Source organism: Bacillus sp. FSL K6-2819 (genome assembly GCF_038008305.1).
Classification (GTDB): Bacteria; Bacillota; Bacilli; order Bacillales; family Bacillaceae; genus Bacillus; species Bacillus amyloliquefaciens.
Map to the genome: position 1 here is coordinate 3,229,016 of NZ_JBBOYV010000001.1, position 18,467 is coordinate 3,247,482.

General features: G+C 47.9%; 14 protein-coding genes. 5 read left to right on the plus strand and 9 right to left on the minus strand.

Going from position 1 to position 18,467, the window contains the following annotated elements; translation table 11 throughout:
- Positions 1 to 109: 109 nt before the first annotated feature.
- The 3 genes from MHH91_RS16935 to MHH91_RS16945 are packed head-to-tail and all read left to right on the plus strand — an operon-like array spanning position 110 to position 3,310.
- A complete protein-coding gene (locus tag MHH91_RS16935; RefSeq protein ID WP_013353595.1) occupies positions 110 to 1,045 on the plus strand; it encodes an ABC transporter ATP-binding protein in 936 nt (311 codons plus the stop codon).
- A 23-nt stretch (positions 1,046 to 1,068) separates the two neighbouring features.
- Entirely contained in the window at positions 1,069 to 2,163 is a 1,095-nt protein-coding gene (locus MHH91_RS16940) for an ABC transporter permease (protein ID WP_013353596.1), read from the plus strand.
- 1 nt (position 2,164) lies between these two features.
- A complete protein-coding gene (locus tag MHH91_RS16945; RefSeq protein ID WP_013353597.1) occupies positions 2,165 to 3,310 on the plus strand; it encodes an ABC transporter permease in 1,146 nt (381 codons plus the stop codon).
- A 33-nt stretch (positions 3,311 to 3,343) separates the two neighbouring features.
- On the opposite strand, the gene MHH91_RS16950 is transcribed toward MHH91_RS16945, so the two are convergent.
- A complete protein-coding gene (locus MHH91_RS16950) occupies positions 3,344 to 4,174 on the minus strand; it encodes an aldo/keto reductase (RefSeq protein ID WP_014471007.1) in 831 nt (276 codons plus the stop codon).
- A gap of 221 nt (positions 4,175 to 4,395) precedes the next feature.
- Here MHH91_RS16950 and MHH91_RS16955 point away from each other — a divergent pair, with 221 nt between their 5' ends.
- A complete protein-coding gene (locus MHH91_RS16955; protein ID WP_014471008.1) occupies positions 4,396 to 4,881 on the plus strand; it encodes a hypothetical protein in 486 nt (161 codons plus the stop codon).
- Between the two features lie 40 nt (positions 4,882 to 4,921).
- On the opposite strand, the gene MHH91_RS16960 is transcribed toward MHH91_RS16955, so the two are convergent.
- The 5 genes from MHH91_RS16960 to MHH91_RS16980 form a co-directional block, all read right to left on the minus strand.
- Positions 4,922 to 6,937, minus strand: coding sequence for a Na+/H+ antiporter (locus tag MHH91_RS16960; RefSeq protein WP_014471009.1), 2,016 nt, complete (start codon positions 6,935 to 6,937; stop codon positions 4,922 to 4,924).
- Positions 6,938 to 7,203: 266 nt separating this feature from the next.
- Positions 7,204 to 8,919 (minus strand): assimilatory sulfite reductase (NADPH) hemoprotein subunit, encoded by a 1,716-nt coding sequence (gene cysI / locus MHH91_RS16965; protein WP_014471010.1) that lies wholly within the window; start codon positions 8,917 to 8,919, stop codon positions 7,204 to 7,206.
- Positions 8,920 to 8,946: 27 nt separating this feature from the next.
- Positions 8,947 to 10,755 carry an assimilatory sulfite reductase (NADPH) flavoprotein subunit gene (locus MHH91_RS16970; protein ID WP_014471011.1) on the minus strand — a complete coding sequence of 603 codons (1,809 nt, stop codon included), beginning with the start codon at positions 10,753 to 10,755 and terminating at the stop codon, positions 8,947 to 8,949.
- Positions 10,756 to 10,929: 174 nt separating this feature from the next.
- Positions 10,930 to 13,245 carry an RNA polymerase recycling motor HelD gene (gene helD, locus MHH91_RS16975; RefSeq protein ID WP_014472263.1) on the minus strand — a complete coding sequence of 772 codons (2,316 nt, stop codon included), beginning with the start codon at positions 13,243 to 13,245 and terminating at the stop codon, positions 10,930 to 10,932.
- A gap of 168 nt (positions 13,246 to 13,413) precedes the next feature.
- The gene (locus MHH91_RS16980) at positions 13,414 to 14,022 is read right to left on the minus strand and encodes a trimeric intracellular cation channel family protein (protein ID WP_014472264.1); all 609 of its coding nucleotides are present in this window, start codon (positions 14,020 to 14,022) and stop codon (positions 13,414 to 13,416) included.
- Positions 14,023 to 14,244: 222 nt separating this feature from the next.
- On the opposite strand from MHH91_RS16980, the gene MHH91_RS16985 reads away from it, so the two are divergent.
- Positions 14,245 to 15,045: a zinc-dependent metalloprotease gene (locus MHH91_RS16985; protein WP_014471014.1), complete on the plus strand. Its 801-nt coding sequence runs from the start codon at positions 14,245 to 14,247 to the stop codon at positions 15,043 to 15,045.
- A gap of 33 nt (positions 15,046 to 15,078) precedes the next feature.
- On the opposite strand, the gene MHH91_RS16990 is transcribed toward MHH91_RS16985, so the two are convergent.
- The 3 genes from MHH91_RS16990 to MHH91_RS17000 form a co-directional block, all read right to left on the minus strand.
- Positions 15,079 to 15,498: a disulfide oxidoreductase gene (locus tag MHH91_RS16990; RefSeq protein WP_014471015.1), complete on the minus strand. Its 420-nt coding sequence runs from the start codon at positions 15,496 to 15,498 to the stop codon at positions 15,079 to 15,081.
- Entirely contained in the window at positions 15,488 to 16,159 is a 672-nt protein-coding gene (locus MHH91_RS16995; protein WP_014471016.1) for a DsbA family protein, read from the minus strand. The genes MHH91_RS16990 and MHH91_RS16995 overlap by 11 nt, the downstream gene beginning before the upstream one ends.
- A 117-nt stretch (positions 16,160 to 16,276) precedes the next feature.
- Positions 16,277 to 18,388: a heavy metal translocating P-type ATPase gene (locus tag MHH91_RS17000; protein ID WP_014472266.1), complete on the minus strand. Its 2,112-nt coding sequence runs from the start codon at positions 18,386 to 18,388 to the stop codon at positions 16,277 to 16,279.
- Positions 18,389 to 18,467 lie beyond the last annotated feature (79 nt).

Here is an 18,467-nt window from a genome sequence, read left to right on the forward strand (position 1 = left end):
TCATGTGAAAAATATGAAGATTCTCATGTCAAAGGAATGAACAGCTGCACTAACGGCCGTTCATTCTTTTTTTTATAATAAGAGCATCATAAGACATAGAGGTGGAAACATGAACATTTTGGAGCTCAAACAGCTGAGTAAGAAATTCGGCGATTACGCCGCCGTTGACCAGATGTCACTTGCCGTAAAAGAAGGTGAGATTTTCGGGTTTCTCGGCGCAAACGGAGCCGGAAAAAGCACAACCATCAACATGATTTCAGGCCTTTTAAAACCCTCAGACGGAGACATTTTGTTTCTCGGCAAAGATATTTTCAAGCACAGCAAAGCAACGAAAATGAATATCGGCATCGTCCCGCAGGACCTCGCCATTTATGAAGAATTAAACGCCTATGAAAATGTGAAATTCTTCGCCGGGTTATACGGCCTGAGAGGGGCGGCTCTGAAAGAACGGGTCGAGGAAGCACTGACATTCGTCGGTTTGAGCGATAAACACAAATATTTGCCGAAGCATTTTTCCGGCGGAATGAAACGCCGGCTCAATATTGCCTGCGCCCTTGCCCATCGGCCGAAACTGATCATCATGGATGAACCGACGGTCGGCATTGACCCGCAATCAAGAAATTATATTCTGCAATCAGTGAAAAAACTGAATGAAATGGGCTGCACGATCATCTATACGAGCCATTACATGGAGGAAGTTGAAGAAATATGCACGCGCATCGCTATCATTGACCACGGAAAAGTCATCGCGGAAGGCACAAAGGAACAGCTGACCTCCATCATTACCGACACAAAAGATGTCGTGATTGAGCTGTCATCCGGAAACGGCATCAGTCTCGGCGATATTCAGGAGATTCCCGGCGTCAGAGCCGCGGCACTGGAAGAAAACAGCGTAAAAATCAGCTCTGACACAGGGGTCAACAATTTAAACCGCCTGATCCGATACTTCATGGACAAAGGAATTGAGATCCGCTCCTTACAGGAACAGGCCCCTGACTTAGAAACGGTATTTCTCACTCTGACAGGCAGAAGCCTGCGCGACTGACCAAACTGAAAGGAGGATTGCAAATGCGTATTCTGCACATCGCCGGGAAAGAAATCAAAATCAGTTTCCGTGACAGACGGACCTTTATTTTCATGCTTGCTTTTCCGATCGTCTTTATGCTGATTTTCACTGCGGCATTATCAAACGCCTTTGACTCAGAGGTGACGGTCGGGAACATCAAGGTGGTTTATACGGACCAGTCAAACGGCCCTCTTTCTCATTATTTTACTGAGTTTATGAAAGCGGCCAAAAAAGAGCATGTCTATTTTCAAAAAGCGGACACTGAGGCAAAAGGCAAAAACGATGTTCGTGAAAATCAGGCGGATGCTTTCGTCACTGTAAAAAACAGCGGTTTTCAAGTCTATACAAATGACCGGAGCGGCATGAACGGCACGATCGTCCAAGGCATGCTGACCGCTTTTACCAACCAATACAAAGCAGGCGCCGCCGCTTACAAGGCACATAAGGCACCTGCCGCCGGCGAAATAAAAAGTGATTATATTAAGCAGACGTCTTTAAACAAAGCGAAAGAACCGAAAGCGAAAGATTTTTACGCGGTTTCCATGACGACAATGATCGGGCTGTACGCCTCAATTTTTGCAAGCACCTTGTTCCGCGGGGAACGAATACGGCACACTGCGGATCGCCTGATCGCCGCGCCCCTTTCGAAAAGCGATATCTTTCTTGGAAAAATGCTCGGCATTTTGGCTGTGAACTTTCTGACGATCCTTGCCGTTGTCGCCTTCAGCAAATTTATCTTAAAAGCGAATTGGGGCAGCCATATGGGACTTGTGCTTTTGATTCTCGTCTCTGAAATTCTTTTGGCCGTCAGCTTCGGTCTCAGCATGAGCTATTTGACCAGAAAACCCGAAAGCGCCAGATTAATCACTGTCATCATCGTTCAGGTGATGGCCATTATCGGCGGCGCCTATTATAAATATGAAGACGGAGGAATTTCCGTCCTGTCGCCATTAACTTGGATCAATAAGGCGATTAATAAAATTATATACGCCAATGACGTATCAGCCGCCTGGCCTGCAATTGGTTTAAATACAGCATTAGCGGCGCTCTTTTTGCTGATCGCCGCGGTTACGTTTCAAAGACGGGAGGGACTGTAATATGAAAAACTTCTGGTGGCTGTTTACACATGCTCTCAAAGGGATTACAAAAAGCAAAAAACAGCTCATCCTTTATATCGGCGCACCGCTGATCGGCGTCTTTCTCTCCTTCATGACCAATGCCAATGGCGGAGCCGAAACGCTCAATATCGGCATTCTCAACCAAGACGGAGGAGAAGTGTCCCAGGATACGGTATCGTTTTTAAAAGGGCTGGATCATGTGAGGATTTCGGAGGAAACGGCTGCGTCTGCCTCATCAAAGATCGCGTCAGGGAAAATGGAGGCGCTGATTACGTTTGAAAAAGGCTTTTCGCAAAGCGTAAAAGACGGGAGACCGTCTCATATCGGCATGACCTCGCTGAAAGGCGCCCAGGTCACCGGGTATGTCAGCTCTTATCTGTACAATTATATTAACAGCGCCGCCTCAATCGGCAAATCTTCCGGCGGAGACGCGAAAGCTTTTCAGGCGATGTACGCCGATTTCAAGCATTCTCCCATTCAAACGGAATCCGCTGTTTTACAAGATACATCGAACCATAAAGAAATGACTTACTCAGTCATTGGATATCTCATCATTATTATGCTCTATTCCGCCGGCAACCTGACAGAACTGATGATTAAAGAGAGAGAAAACAGAACGTACTACAGGCTGCTGTCAACGCCGATCACGTCAAAACAGTATGTATTGGCGAACGCGGCGGTGAATATGATTATCATGGCCGTCCAAATTATATTCGCCGTTCTCTTTATGGGCGCAGCTTTTCATATTCAGCCGTCATTCCCGCTGTGGCAGCTGTTCGCCCTGATGATGCTGTTTGCCTTAAGCGCGATCGGGATCGCCTTTATTACCGTCGGTTTTTCCAACAGCAGCGCTTCGGCGTCGGCGCTTTTGAATTTAATCGTCGTACCGACATGTTTGCTGGCAGGCTGCTTCTTTCCCGGCAATATTATGCCGAAAACGGTGCAGACAATCGCCGAATTTCTGCCTCAGCATTGGGTGCTCGATACGGTGGATCAACTGCAGCACGGCCGTTCGCTCCAAAGCCTGACACTGAATATCACTATTTTAGGAGCCTTCGCCGCCGCCTTTTTATTAATTGCCGCATACAGGTTCAGTGTAAAACGGCAGTCACAGACATTTATGTAAAAGAAAAACAGCCCCGTAAAGGGCTGTTTTTTCTTAGAACAGAAGCTCGTCCGGATTCGGGCCGACACGCTCGTCTTTGTTTAATGCGCTGATATTTTCCATTTCTTCCTGTGACAGTTCGAAATCAAAAATATCGGCATTTTCTATAATGCGGTGCTCTTTAATGGATTTCGGAATTGTAACGACTTCGTTTTGAAGATCCCAGCGCAAAATCACTTGAGCAACCGATTTGTTATGTTTTTCCGCAATTTGTGACAGCACATCGTTATCCAAGAGCTGTCCCTGCATCAATGGAGACCATGCTTCCACTTGAATGCCCTGCGCTTTGCAGAAATCTCTTACTTCTTTTTGAGTCAGGCGCGGATGGAATTCAATCTGGTTGACCATCGGCTTGATTTCAGCATCTTTCAGCAGTTCCTCTAAATGATGCACTTGGAAGTTGCTGACGCCGATTGCGCGGATTTTGCCGTCTTTGTACAGCTTTTCAAGAGCACGCCATGTGTCTTTATATTTATCCTTGCCGGGCCAATGAATCAAATAAAGATCGAGGTAATCGAGGCCGAGGCGCTCAAGGCTTTTCTCAAATGCGTCAAGTGTCGTTTCGTATCCTTGATCTTCATTCCACACTTTTGACGTGATGAACAGCTCTTCTCTGGCAACGCCTGCAGCTCTGATGCCTTCGCCGACACCTTCTTCATTTTTGTAAATAGCCGCCGTATCAATGCTGCGGTAGCCGTTTCTGATAGCCGCTTCGACAGCGTTTGCCGCTACGCTTCCGTTTTCCACCTTGAACACGCCAAGGCCGAACCACGGCATTTCAACGCCATTATGAAGCTTTACAGTATCTTTTAAGCTTTTTGCCACGTTGAACCATCCTTTCTAGTCTTTATGTAAACGGTTATTATTATCTCATATTTCCGCAGTAAGAAACCAATTATACGCTCAACGTTCTAACAGAAACCATCTTTAGTCCCCAAGTACCACTAACGTTATTATTTTCCTATTTTTGAATAATTAAGGTTAAATGGGTAACTGTCCGGGTAAATGGCTACTGTAGCCACCAAACAATTGAAGGAGGAAATATTATGAAACGTATGCGTATCCCTATGTCCGTTGCCCTTGGCGCCGCTTTGTCTCTGACTCCTCTGTCCTTTGTATCCGCAAAAGAAAACCCGGTCCCTCAAAACATGGCACAGCAAACATCAGATGTCTCAGCAAAAGATGTAGGATTAAATATTGACGTTGACCTGCTCGGAATCGGCAATCAAATTGCTGACGCGATTAAGTCCGCAAAAAACCGTGACGGCTTCGTCAAAAATTTAATGGAATCTTCATTCTACTCTTCCGGACAAAAATATAACGTCATGGTGTTTAATTTAAGCCAGGAATATGAAGATCATTTTAACGGCGTTCAGTTTTACGGTTCGGCCGTTTATGACGGCATTACGTACGGCATTTGGGTGTTTGAAGACGGAAGCTTCACCAATAAAGGCGATGGCGGCTGGATCAACTGGGCCTTCAGAGGCTGGTTTGACCGCGACGGCAATCACGTCGAATTCCATCGCCCGTAATATAAAAAAGTCCGGCGCACATACGCCGGACTTTTTTCATTTATTCATCTCCGTCAAGCATGGCCGCTTCAACATCATTGATGTATTGGCGAAGCTCATGCGACATGTCGCGGGAAATCTCCCGTTCTTCGAATAATGTTTGGATTTCGTTGCGGATGGCCTGCACGGCCCGCAGTTTGATTTCGAGCTTTTGATTTTCAAAACGGCGGCTCGGACTCTGTTCGTGATACGAGTGCTCCAGCCTGAAAATCAAGTGATTGTAAAAGGAAATGACGGCAAGCGTCACGTCTTTATTTTCTTCGGTCATGTGTTTTTTCAGGCTTTCAATAGCCGCTTTTGCCGTTTTAACCCTTGTGGCACGAATAAGGCCTTCTTCATTTAAAATCGACATTTCCGGCTTTTTATGTTCGCCGAAAAAGATCCAGTACATCAGCCGTTTCAGCTTTTTCTTAGACAAGCCGACTTTAAACGGATTGGTATAAAGCACTTCCAGCTCATCGAACCGTTCCTGTAGGCTGTCAGCCGTTTCTTCCGGTATGTCGCCCCGCTCAATCAGCCGCAGCAGTTCTTCCTGTTCAGCCTGTATCCCTTGGGCGCGAACCTTCCGCTCATCTTTTTTCGTGCGGTTTTTTACCGTGAACTGCTGGAACCTGAGATTTTTCATTTTCTCATTGTACTCGGCAATGACCGCAAAAGAAGCCGTTTTGTTTGTCTCATTCATATTTTCTTTAATGGCTGTTAAGGCAGCCTTTATCAGCTTCCGTCTCGCTGTCAGCAATTTGACTTTCTTTTCTTTCACATTGTCTTCCGGCTTTTCAGTCAGAATCGGCAGTACGATTGTCGCCAGCACCAATGTGCACAAAATAACGCCCGCGGCTAAAAAGAGAATCAAATTCCGTTCAGGAAACGGCGAGCCGTCGGAGATCACGTACGGAATGGAAAAGGAACCCGCAAGCGTGACCGCTCCCCTGACGCCTGAAACTGAAATCAGCAGGGTGGAGCGCAAGCCGGGCTTATAAATGCTCTGGTCCTTGTTAAAAAACCACTTCCCGTTCCAAAAAAACAGCACCCACAAAAACCTGAGAATCATTAACGTCAGCGTAATGACGATAATGTACCCGATGACCATCATATTGTTAAACGCGGTGTCATTAAAAATGACAGAAACCACATCGGGTATTTGCGTTCCTAAAATAACGAAAACAAGACCGTTAAGAATGAACAAAATAATATTCCACGTACTTGAAGAGACGATTTGCAGTTTGACCATCGTTGATTCCAGACGATCCTGCTCCACCGCATGCGTGATGCCGCCGGCCACAACCGCTAAAATGCCGGAAACGCCGATTTCTTCAGCCGCCAGATAGATGACAAACGGCGTCAGAATTTGAATGAGCATATGCATCGTGACATCCTGCATGCCGAGGCGGCGCAAAAATAACCGGAAACGGATAATCAAAAAAGAAATGACGACACCGCTGAGTAAACCTCCGGCTGAAATCAGAACGAAGCTGAACGCGGCCTGCGCCAGCGAAAATGCCCCCGTCACGGCAGCCGCAATCGCAAATTTAAAAGCGACCAGGCCGGATGCGTCATTCATCAGCCCTTCTCCTTCAAGGAGACGGAGAATGCCTTTTGGCATCTTCACACGTCCTGACAGAGCACTCACCGCAACAACGTCAGTCGGTGACAGAATCGCCGCGAGCCCAAACGCGGCGGCCAGCGGAATACCCGGAATCATCCAATGAATGGTGTAACCGCCGACAATCACCGTGGCAAACACGAGCCCGAGCGCAAGAAGCAGAATCGGCGCTCTTAAATTCCAAAGTTCCGCACGCGGCGTTCGTTTTCCATCGTTAAAAAGCAGCGGAGCAATAAACAAAACAAAAAACAATTCGGTATTCAGTTCAAAATGAAGCCCCTGCGGAAATGACGCCGCAATGATACCGAGCGCCACCTGAATCAGAGGCACCGGGATAAAGGGGACAAACCGATTTATAATATTTGAGATCGCAATGATGGTTAAAAGTACGAGTACGACTAAAAATATGTCCAAAGCATGACCTCCTTCATCTGCTGCATTGTATCATTATTGCCTGTTCTCTTCCTTGATCAAAGGCCGAAGCCAATCATCGGGCAGGCCTGATATATTTTCCGCACACAACCAGTCTTCTTTTATTTTACCCGTTTTTATTTAAAATTTCTCATAACGTGCTCACAGCGAACTTTTTTCCTATGTCTATATTTTTTCACAAAAGAAAAAAGCTTGTTTTCTGTGAAAACAAGCTTTTCGCAGGCTGCATTCTTGTCAGCAGCTCTATTTTATTCGTGAAAATTCGTTCCGTCTGTTGTCGCTTTAATGATGCCCGCGCGGATGACGAAATCTCCGAAGTGTTCGCCTTCCTCCCTCTCTTTCGCGTAGCGCGGCAGAATGGTGCGAAGCTCACTCAGAATTTCCTCTTCACCGATATTTTCCCGGTACATTTTGCTTAAACGGCTGCCGTCAAACGCCGCCCCTAAATACATATTATATTTTCCCGGCGCCTTTCCGATAAAACCGATTTCGCCGAGCGCATGGCGGGCGCAGCCATTCGGGCATCCTGTCATACGGATGGTGATTTCTTCATCCCGCAGCCCGTTTTCGTCAACAATTTCTTCAATTTTATCAATCAGCTTCGGCAGATACCGCTCCGCTTCGGCCATGGCGAGCCCGCATGTCGGAAGCGCGACGCAAGCCATTGAACTGCGGCGCAGGGCGGAATGCTGCCGGCCGTCTGTCAGGCCGTATTGTTCGATTAATTCGCTGATTTGTTGCTTTTTCTGGCTCGAGACATTGCCGATAATCAGGTTTTGATTAGAGGTGAGACGGAAATCCCCCGTATGGACTTTGGCGATTTCACGCATTCCCGTCATCAGCTTGTAATCCTCATAGTCCGTGACACGGCCGCCTTCGATAAACATCGTAAAGTGCCATTTTCCTTTTACGCCCTTCACCCATCCGTAACGGTCGCCGTTATGGTCAAAATGATAAGGTTTCGCTTCATCCAGCTGCCAGCCGAGGCGGTTTTCCAGCTCGTTTTTTACGTTGTTAAGCCCGAGACGGTCAACGGTATATTTGAATCTGGCATTCTTTCTGACGGAACGGTTTCCGTAATCACGCTGAATCGTAATAACTTTTTCCGCTATATCATACAGCTGCTCCGGCTTGCAGAAGCCGATAACTTTTGAAAGCTGCGGATAAGTGGCCGTATCGCCGTGCGTCATTCCCATCCCGCCGCCGATCGCTACATTAAAGCCGATAAGCTTGCCTTCTTCTACAATGGCAATGAAGCCAAGATCTTGAGAAAAGACATCGATATCATTGGACGGAGGCACGGCGATTCCGATTTTGAATTTCCGCGGCAGATACAGCGGCCCGTACATCGGTTCCGTTTCCGTGTCAGGAGTGCCCGCCACACGTTCTTCATCAAGCCAGATTTCATGATAGGCTCTCGTGCGCGGAAGAAGGTCGTCGCTCAGTTTTTTCGACCATTCGTATACTTCGGCATGAATTTCCGACTGATACGGATTTGAAGCGCACATGACGTTTCGGTTGACATCTCCGCAGGCCGCAATGGTATCAAGCAGCGCCGCATTGATTTTCTGAATCGTTTTTTTCATGTTCCATTTTAAAATTCCGTGCATTTGGAATGTTTCACGGGTTGTCAGCTTTAATGTTTGATTTCCGTATTTTTGCGCCAGTTCATCCATGACAAGCCATTGTTCCGGAGTTGAAACGCCGCCGGGCATCCGGACGCGCAGCATGAACTGATACGCCGGTTCAAGCTTTTGTTTCTGGCGTTCATTGCGGAGGTCGCGGTCATCCTGCAAGTAGCTTCCGTGATGCTTCATCAGCCGGTTGTCATCGTCCGGGATGCCGGCTGAAATCCGGTCAAGCATGACTTCTTTCAATGTGCCGCGCAAATAATCACTTTTTTCTTTAATATCCTCAACATCACTTGGAGGGCCTTCCGGCGCTTTTAAAATGTTGTTCACCATGCTGAATAAGCTCCTTTCAAACCAAAATCAATATACGTCACGCTGATAGCGTTTTTTCTGCTGCATGTCTGTCAGGAAGCTTTCCGCTTTTTCACGGCTCATGCCGCCTTCTTCCTGAATAATATCGAGAAGCGCCTGGTGCACGTCATGCGCCATATGCTGTTCATCACCGCAGATGTATACAGCGGCTCCCTGCTGCAGCCATTCATACAGCTCTTTGCTTTGTTCTTTCATGCGGTGCTGCACATATACTTTTTCCTCCGAATCCCGGGAAAAAGCGACGTCCATTTTTGTGAGAACACCGTTTTGCAGCCATTTTTGCCATTCCGTCTGATACAGAAAATCAGTGACAAAGTGCTGATCTCCGAAAAACAGCCATGTTTTCCCTTCGGCTCCGGTTTCTTCACGCTCCTGCATAAAGGAACGGAAAGGCGCGATGCCTGTCCCCGGCCCGACCATAATGATCGGTGTATCCGGATTTTCCGGCAGCTTGAAGTTTTGGTTATGCTGAATGTAAATCGGAAGCGTATCTCCCGGCTGGAGCCGTTCTGCACACAGAATGCTGCAGACGCCTTTTCGTTCCCTGCCGTGCGCGTCATATCTGACCGCTCCGATTGTCAGATGCACTTCTTCCGGATTCGCTTCTAAACTGCTTGCGATCGAATAGAGCCGGGCCGGCATTTTACGCAGGATGGAAAGAAAGTCTTCCGCGGACGCTTCCCACGGGCCGAAATCACGGACGAGATCAAGCAGGTCACGGCCATTGATGTACGCTTTCACCTGCTCTTCGTTCCCTTCGGCCAGAAGTTCACTCAGCTTTTTGTCAGCCGTAAACTGTGCGGCCTTTTGCAGGAGCGGTTTTGTCAGGACGGTGATTTCAAAATGAGAAGTCAGCGCGTCTTTCAGCGGACGGAGCTCTCCTTGTTTATTCACCGCCACTTCCTGTTTCGGGTCCCATTTCAGCTCATTGATCAGCTCATCAACGAGCGCCGGATCATTTTCGGGATAGATGCCGAGGCTGTCTCCGGGCTGATACGCGAGACCCGAGCCTTCAAGCGAAAGCTCGAGATGGCGCGTTTCTTTATTCGAACCGCGTCCGTTCAGATTGATGTTCTCAAGAACCTCAGCCCGAAACGGATTTGTTCTGGAATAAACGGATTCACCGAGAGCGTGCGTTTCGGCAGGCGCTTCGGCTGTTTGGTTTCCGGCTCCTTCGTTCAAACCGCCGATGACAGCGTCAAGCCATTCCGAAAACGGCTCATCATAATCGAGATCGCAATCAACCCGGGGCGCAAGCTGCGTGCCGCCGAGCTCTTGAAGACGCTCATCAAATTCTTTGCCTGTTTGGCAGAAAAATTCATACGAGCTGTCTCCGAGCGCCAAAACGGAAAAACGGAGCGCTTCAAGCTTCGGCGCGCGTCTGCCGTGAAGAAATTCATGAAAAGCCAGCGCATTATCCGGCGGATCTCCTTCTCCGTGCGTACTTACCACGATCAGTAAATTGTTTATTTTTTTCAGACTATTCGGCTTAAAATCGTTCATCGACGCGATGGTGACCTGGAATCCCCGTTCCTCAAGCGTCTTTACTGTCTGTTTCGCAAGACCTTCCGCATTCCCCGTTTGTGACCCGTATAAGACGGTCACCTCTCTTGAGACTGCCGGGCTTTCTGCCGGAACCTGGGGAGCGGGTGCGGCTGTTTCACCGGACTCGGACCGGGCCGCAGCCAAGTAACCGCTCAGCCAGATTTTCTGTGATTCTGTCAAGGTCGGCAGAAGGCGGTTAAGGAGCTCTGCCTGCTCCTGATTAAACGGACTGTTCATGACCTGAAGTTGCAACGATATCCACCTCACAAGGAATTAAACGTAACGTACGTTATTTCTATAGGAATTGTCAAAATAATATTCTAATTGAAACTTTACCGAAAATTTGTATGTAAGTAAAATATATAATCGTGATGATAATGATTAAGATTACTAATGATAAAAAGCCCTTTGCACTCGGCAAAGGGCTTACACGAATAAGCCGGCGGGCACTTCTTTTATAAAAGGAGAAGTTACTCCGGGAGACAGCACGGTCAGATGATGCATCGCCCGCGTGCAGGCCGTATATAACAGCTTGCGGTCATGCTGGCTATTGTACTGGGTAACAGAGGCGTCAGCAACAATGACGGCGTCAAACTCAATGCCTTTTGCCAAATACACGGGAATGACGCATACCCCTTTTTGGAAAGGCTGATTTTCTTTATTGATCAAACGGACATCGCTTGCGACGCTGACCGCCTGAAATACTTTTTTTGCTTCCGCGGCAGTTTTGCAGATGACGGCGATCGTCTCCCAGCCTTTTTGCCTGAGCTCCCGTATTGTTTCCGTCAATTGCTCCTGCCGCGCTTTTTCTGTATCCGCCCGCAGGAGACGCGGTTTTTCTCCGTTCCGGTTAAAAGGCTCAATGTCATCACCGTCATCGAGCAGCGCTTTCGTAAATTCAACAATCTGCCGCGTCGACCTGTAAGTCCGCTTCAGGCTGACATACTTTTCTGCGCCGTTGCGAAAGCAGCCGGCAAGTGAAGAAGGGCCCGTGATGGTGTGGGCATAAATCGACTGGCTGACATCACCGAGCACCGTCATCTTCGCGGCTGGGAAGATGTTTTGAATATACGTCAGCTGAAATGGGGAATAATCCTGCGCTTCATCAATGAATACGTGCTTCATTTGTGTGTTTTTTCTTTTTCCTTCTATTAGATCCTGCAAATAAAGATACGGAGCTGCATCTTCATATGGGAGTGACTGCTCTGCGAACGCTTTCCGGGTCAAAGCGCCGATGCTCTGCCATTGATCAGGCGTTTCATATGATCCCCAGTCTGAAAACAGCCGGAGATACATCCGTTTTATATCGAGAAAGCCAAGCTGTCTGACGGCCTGCTTAATCGGCTTAAAAGCTTTTCCCACAATGATGGCGCCAAGCAGCCGCTGTTCGCGCTGATGGTCGTCAAAAGCAGGTTCATCATCCGCCGCTTGCTTCTTGAGTTTTTGATAAACCTGAGCATAGTCTTCCTTATCGAGCAGCTCACTCTCCTGCAGAACCCATTCCTTCTTACGTTCCTTTTTTTCGAGTGCGCTGATTTCCGCAAGAAGCCATTCCGCCGTCAGCTCCGCTCTGTTCGGAATCGGCAGCTGCTGATCAAGTGAGTAAAAGTAATCTTCAATCCGCTCTTTTGAAATCAGTATTTCTCCCCGGAAGCTGATCTGTTTACACATCAGGCCGGAGACGGAAAGCGATCCGGCGTAACGGTCAATCATGGTCCGGAAAGCTGATGACGCTTTGTAGGCGATGGCTGTGAGCCTTACGGAAAGCGCGTCCTGATTTTGCTCAGTCAGGCAATATTCGAGCTGCTCGTACGGGCTTTCACAATCAAACTTTCGTCCGAGCCGGCGGGCGATATATTCCTGAAAGGTGGCCTGCTCCATATTCTCTTCTCCCAGTTCCGGCAATACGGCGGAAACGTAACTGTTGAACAAAATGTTCGGAGAAAACAGCACAATCTGACGGGCATCAAGCACACCGCGCCCCCGGTACAGCAAATAAGCGGCCCGCTGAAGCGCCGCGGATGTTTTCCCGCTTCCGGCGGCTCCCTGAACGATGAGATATTTACTTTTTTCATCCCGGATGATTTCATTTTGTTCTTTTTGAATGGTTGACACGATATTTTTCATATGCCGGCCGGAATTTTCGCTCAGCACCTCTTGCAGCATTTCGTCACCAATCGTCATATCCGTGTTGAACATCGCTTTAAGCGTCCCGTTTTTAATGATAAACTGCCGCTTCAGTGTGATGTCGCCTTCTATGGTTTCTTCCGGAACTTCGTAGCGGGCTTTTCCCGGGGAATATTGATAATAAAGAGATGAGATGGGCGCCCGCCAATCGTAAATGAGAAATTGATCATTGTTTTCGTCCATCAAAGAAGTCAGCCCGATATAAATCCGCTCGGAAGAAGATTCCCCTTTTTCCGTAAAATCGACACGGCCGAAGTAGGGAGAGGCTTTCAGCTTTTGGATTTTTTGAAGCTGCCGATATTGAAGCCGATGCGTCCGTTCACGCTCTGAAAGCATTTCCGCCTGCTGTTTGATGCTTGAAAATGTTTCCGCCGCTTCATGGGCGTCATCCAAATTCACGGTGACATCATTCCAGAACGTTTTTCGCAGGCCGACAATATCCTGCTTCAATCCGCCCGATGATGCTTCAAGACGCGTTTCTTTCTGATCCAGTTCTTTCATTACAAAATTGATTCGTCCCTGCTCTTCTTTCCATTCTTCATCACGTTTTGCCATCAGCGGCACCTCCGACATCAAGCTGACAAATTCGGCTCATCACACAAACATATATGCAACATAATATTCAGCATTATAGTCAAATACTCTTTTTCTTATCTTATCGGGCGTCTTTTTTTTCAGAAGCCGTTATGCAAAAAAACCGATTTCTTTTATGAAATCGGTTTTTTACTGATCTATATGATAGGAACGATTCGGCAGACGCCACCTGAAAACATAACTGCAGATGCGGCATGCCACAAGCACAAGGAACAGCACATACAAGCCTGCGGCATTCCCGGCCCAGCCGAGGCCCACGATTAATCCTCCGAGCGCGGCCCAGACTGCATAAATTTCCGACTTGAGCACAAGGGGCTTCCTGCCCGCGAGCAGATCCCGTATGATGCCGCCTCCGCTTCCGGTCAGCACCGCAGCCGCAACCACCGCACTGAGGGGATGGCCCATTTTCACGGCATATAAAGCGCCTTGGATGGCAAACGCCGAAAGCCCGATGGCATCGGATACGTTTCCCCATTTACTCCAATGTCTTAACAGCAGCTTCGGAAACAAAAAGACAATCGTAACTGATGCGAGAGCGATTTGAAAAAACGCGCCTTGCTCCCACAAGGCGGAGACTGGAACACCGATCAGCAGATTTCGGATGGCTCCTCCGCCGAACGCCGTTACAATCCCCAAGATATACACGCCTAAAATATCATACTCCTCTTCCATCGCAACAATCGCTCCGCTGACCGCAAACGCAATGATGCCGATTACACTAAGCAGCTCCCAGGCCATTCCATATGCTCCTTTTTATTTGTTAAATTTTCTGACGACCATTAGATTTTATAATCGCTTTCTCTTAAAATCAACCTTATTTTTGAAAGATTCTGATTCCGAAACCGGGACAATCGCCTCCGTAGCTGCCGGAAGCGAGAATTTTTTCCTATTTTATACTATATTAGGAGGTTTATTGGAAGTTTCATTGAATACCTACTCTAACATAAAGGGGGTTATAAGATGAAAATCAGTTCACTTGTTTTTCCTGTTTTATTGGCCGCCGGATTAATTCCCGGCCTGCCGTCAGCCGAAAGCCACACGCATTCGCACACTCATGCGGAGCCGGCCAAAACGGTGTATACGGACCCGCTTCCGAAAGCTGATCATTTTAAAGATCTGAAAGGCCCGGTTCAGATTGAACAGACGGTTGATACAAAAATTTTGGATGAAAACGGTAAGCAGGTCGGCACAAAACGCTTCAACGCCAATGTCAATCAGGAGAAAGCCTCGACTAAAGCAAGCACGGGCAGCCAGAAGGTCAGAGTGCTGGCGGTGGCGGACGCTGAATACCGCGCTAAATACAGCGACTGGCAAACAAGAATCGTCCAGATCGTGGAGCAGGCTGATGTCGCCTTCAACCGTGATCACAACATTGATTTCGTCGTACAGGCCGTGCAGGCTTGGAATTCCTCCGGCTCAAACAGTTCTCAAATTTTATCGAATCTCCAAAGCAGCTTCAGTAATCAAAATTATCATTTTGTCGTCGGTTTTACCGCAAAATCAAGTTTTGACGCCGGCGGCATCGCATATGTATATAACGGCAAACCGAGCGGCCCCGCTTTCAGCGTGAACCTTGACCAAGGTACGGCCAACACGGCGAAAGCGGCCCAGCACGAGTTTTCCCATAATTTCGGACTTCAGCATGACGCCCAAGGCAGCGGTATCCGCTGCGTCATGAATTATGACTATGCCTACTCCGTGGATATTTGGGACAGCTCCCACAACAGACAGATTGAGACAAACAAAGCTTGGTACAAATAATAGAAAAAGAGCCGCTCCCATGGAGCAGGCTCTTTATTTTGCCGTGCGTTCCGTTTTGACAAAGCACATGCAGATAATGATGAGAATAAATGCCGTCAATGCTAAAAAAGGAATGGTAATGAAACCGAACCAGTTAATATATTCAGATGAGCAAGGAACGCCGTAGACGCACGGCTTGATGCCGCTGAAACCGGGCACCTTCTGCTCAAGGTAATGCATTGTCGATATAAACGCGCCGATGACCGCCATCGGCAGCACATATTTTTTCACGCGCGTGTCACCCTGGAAGGTGGCGATTCCTAAAATCAGGACAAGCGGGTACATGAGAATTCTTTGATACCAGCACAGCTCGCACGGTATGAATTTTCTGATCTCGCTGAAATAAAGGCTGCCGAGCATGGCAACAAGAGCTATTACCCAAGAAGCATATAAAAATACGATTCTATTTTTCATTTTTCAGCTCTTTCTTAATCGTTTTTGAAATCTCCTTATAATCAGAGAAGTTTTTAATCAATTTGTCATTTACGTAAATCGTCGGTGTCGCCGTAATGTTTAATTTATCATTCAGGTCAGTGTCAGCTTTCAGCTCTTTTGAGAAGGTTTCTTTATCAAGGTTTTCCTTCAGCTTGTCAGGATCAACCTTTTTGGCGGTGCTTTTGACCGTTTTTTCAAGCAATGCAGGCGTGACCCATTCCTGTTCGCTTGACGGCTGCTGTTCAAACAGCTTCTCATGGAATGCCCAGAATGATGCCGGGTCTTCCTTCCACACCTCTTCTGAAGCAAGAGCCGCCAGACGCGATCCGCTTCCGTGGAACATCACGTTCACAAAGGAAAATTTCACGTCGCCTTTATCGATAAAATCTTTTTTGATTTTCGGAAAAATATCGCTGTTAAATACTTTGCATGAAGGACATTTGTAATCTCCGAATTCAACTACCGTAACAGGCGCGCTGTCTTTGCCGAGCACGGGCTGTCCTTTAATGGAAGGCTGTTCGGCGACTGTTTCGCCCGCTTTTTCCGATTGGTTGTTAATAATTACGATGGCCGCAAATAAAACGACAACGATTAACGTCAGGATCACCGCAAATTTCGCAGACGATTGTTTCTTTTTCACTCAGACACCTCATTGTTTTTAAAATAAAAAAGAAGCGGATGCCGGATGGCCCGCTTCTCTATTTTACCAAGACAACCTTCTTTAAGAAAACCCTGAAAAACGAATTATCCTTGACAATTATTCCGCTTTCACCCTCATGACACGCATTGCGTTGGCAACGGCAATCAGCGTGACCCCGACATCTGAGAAGACCGCTTCCCACATGGTGGCGAATCCGAGTGCGCCAAGCAGGAGAAAAATTATTTTTACGCCTAATGCAAAGCCGATGTTCTGCCAGACGATCCGGCGTGTGCGGCGTGCAATCCGGATGGCTTCGGCTGCTTTTGACGGCTGGTCTGTCATCAGGACGACATCGGCTGCTTCGACGGCGGCATCAGAGCCGAGAGCCCCCATGGCTGCTCCGATGTCAGCTCTGGCAAGCACAGGCGTATCATTTATCCCGTCACCGACAAACATCAATTTTTCATTCGGTGAAAGCGCCGCTTCGAGTTCTTCGACGCGGTCTACTTTGTCACCCGGCAATAGCTCTGTATACACGTCATCAATACCGAGCTCGCGGCCGACCGCTTCACCGGTCTGCTTTGAATCACCCGTCAGCATAATTGTCCGTTTGACACCGAGCGCTTTTAAAGAGGCAATGGCCTGTTTGGCGTCCTCTTTGATTTCATCAGCGATCACGATTGCCCCCGCATATTGCCCATCGACGGCAACATAGACGACGGTTCCCTTGTTTTCAGCTGTGCCGAAAGCGATTTGTTCTTTTTCCATCAGTTTTTGATTTCCGGCCAAAATGGTTGATCTGCCGGTTTTCACCCGAATACCGTGTCCGGGTATTTCTTCATATTCTTCAATTTCCTGAGCCGCAAGCGGTTTATTGTAAGCCTCACGGATGGATGCAGCAATCGGATGATTGGAATGGACTTCTGCAAGCGCGGCCGCATGAAGCAGGCTGTCTTTCGTAAACCCTGCCGCCGGTTTGATATCAGTAACGGCGAAATTGCCTTTCGTCAAGGTTCCCGTTTTATCAAACACCGCGTATGCCACATGATTAAGTGCTTCTAAATAGTTGCTTCCTTTCACGAGCACTCCCGCTTTTGACGCGGCACCGATACCGCCGAAAAAACCAAGCGGAATGGAGACGACTAGTGCGCATGGACAAGAAATCACAAGGAAAATCAGCGCCCGGTACACCCAGTCAGAAAGCGCGGCTGACGGTACGAGAAGCGGCGGCAAAAAGGCGAGAAGCACCGCAACAATCACAACGGCCGGCGTATAATATTTAGCAAACTTTGTAATAAAGTTTTCCGTTTTCGCTTTACGGCCGGCCGCATTTTCGACCAGATCCAATATTTTTGATACGGCCGAGTCTTCATATCCTTTAGCGGTTTCAATATGAAGCACGCCGTTCTGGTTCATAAATCCGGCCATTACATCTTGCCCCGGCTCCGCTTTTCTCGGCACGGATTCACCCGTTAAAGCGGATGTATCAACCATTGATGAACCGCTCAGCACCTTACCGTCCAACGGAATCCGTTCTCCGGGATTAACGACGATGACCTGTCCGACTTTGACGTCCTGCGGCGGAACTGCCGTCATGCCGCCTTCCGTTTTCACATTGGCGTACTCAGGACGAATGTCCAATAACGCGCTGATCGATTTTCTGGATCGGCTGACGGCCGCTCCCTGAAACAATTCACCGATTTGGTAGAACAGCATGACCGCGACGCCTTCCGGATACTGATGAATAATAAATGCGCCGATTGTGGCAAGCGCCATGAGAAAATGCTCATCAAATACCTGTCCGCGGACAATATTTTTTCCCGCTCTGGCTACGATATCGCCGCCGATGATCAAATACGAAGCAAAAAAGAGCAAAAACTCAAGGACGGTCCCCGCGTGCGCGAAATAAGCGATTATGCCCAAAACGGCGCCCGCCGCAAGCCTTACTAACATCAGCTGCAGCTTTTTGCGGTATTCATCCCCGCCGGGGTTGTCTTCATGCTTTGAACGGACGTTCACATGAGGATCAATGGACTTTACCTTTTTCGCAACTTCGTCTTTCATCCACTGTTCGTCTTTGCCCCCGGCCGAAACCGTGATGGTGCTTGCCGCAAAATTGACAGCACAACCGTCTATGCCTTCAATGGCTTTTACGCCGTTTTCTATTTTTTTTGCACAGTTGCTGCAATCAAGTCCGTCTAACACAAATTCACCTTTGGCTGCTTTCATTTCGACTCACCCTACCTTCCGTAATAGGATTCCCATAACATCAATACAGCTAAACAAATTATATATATGAGCATATGTT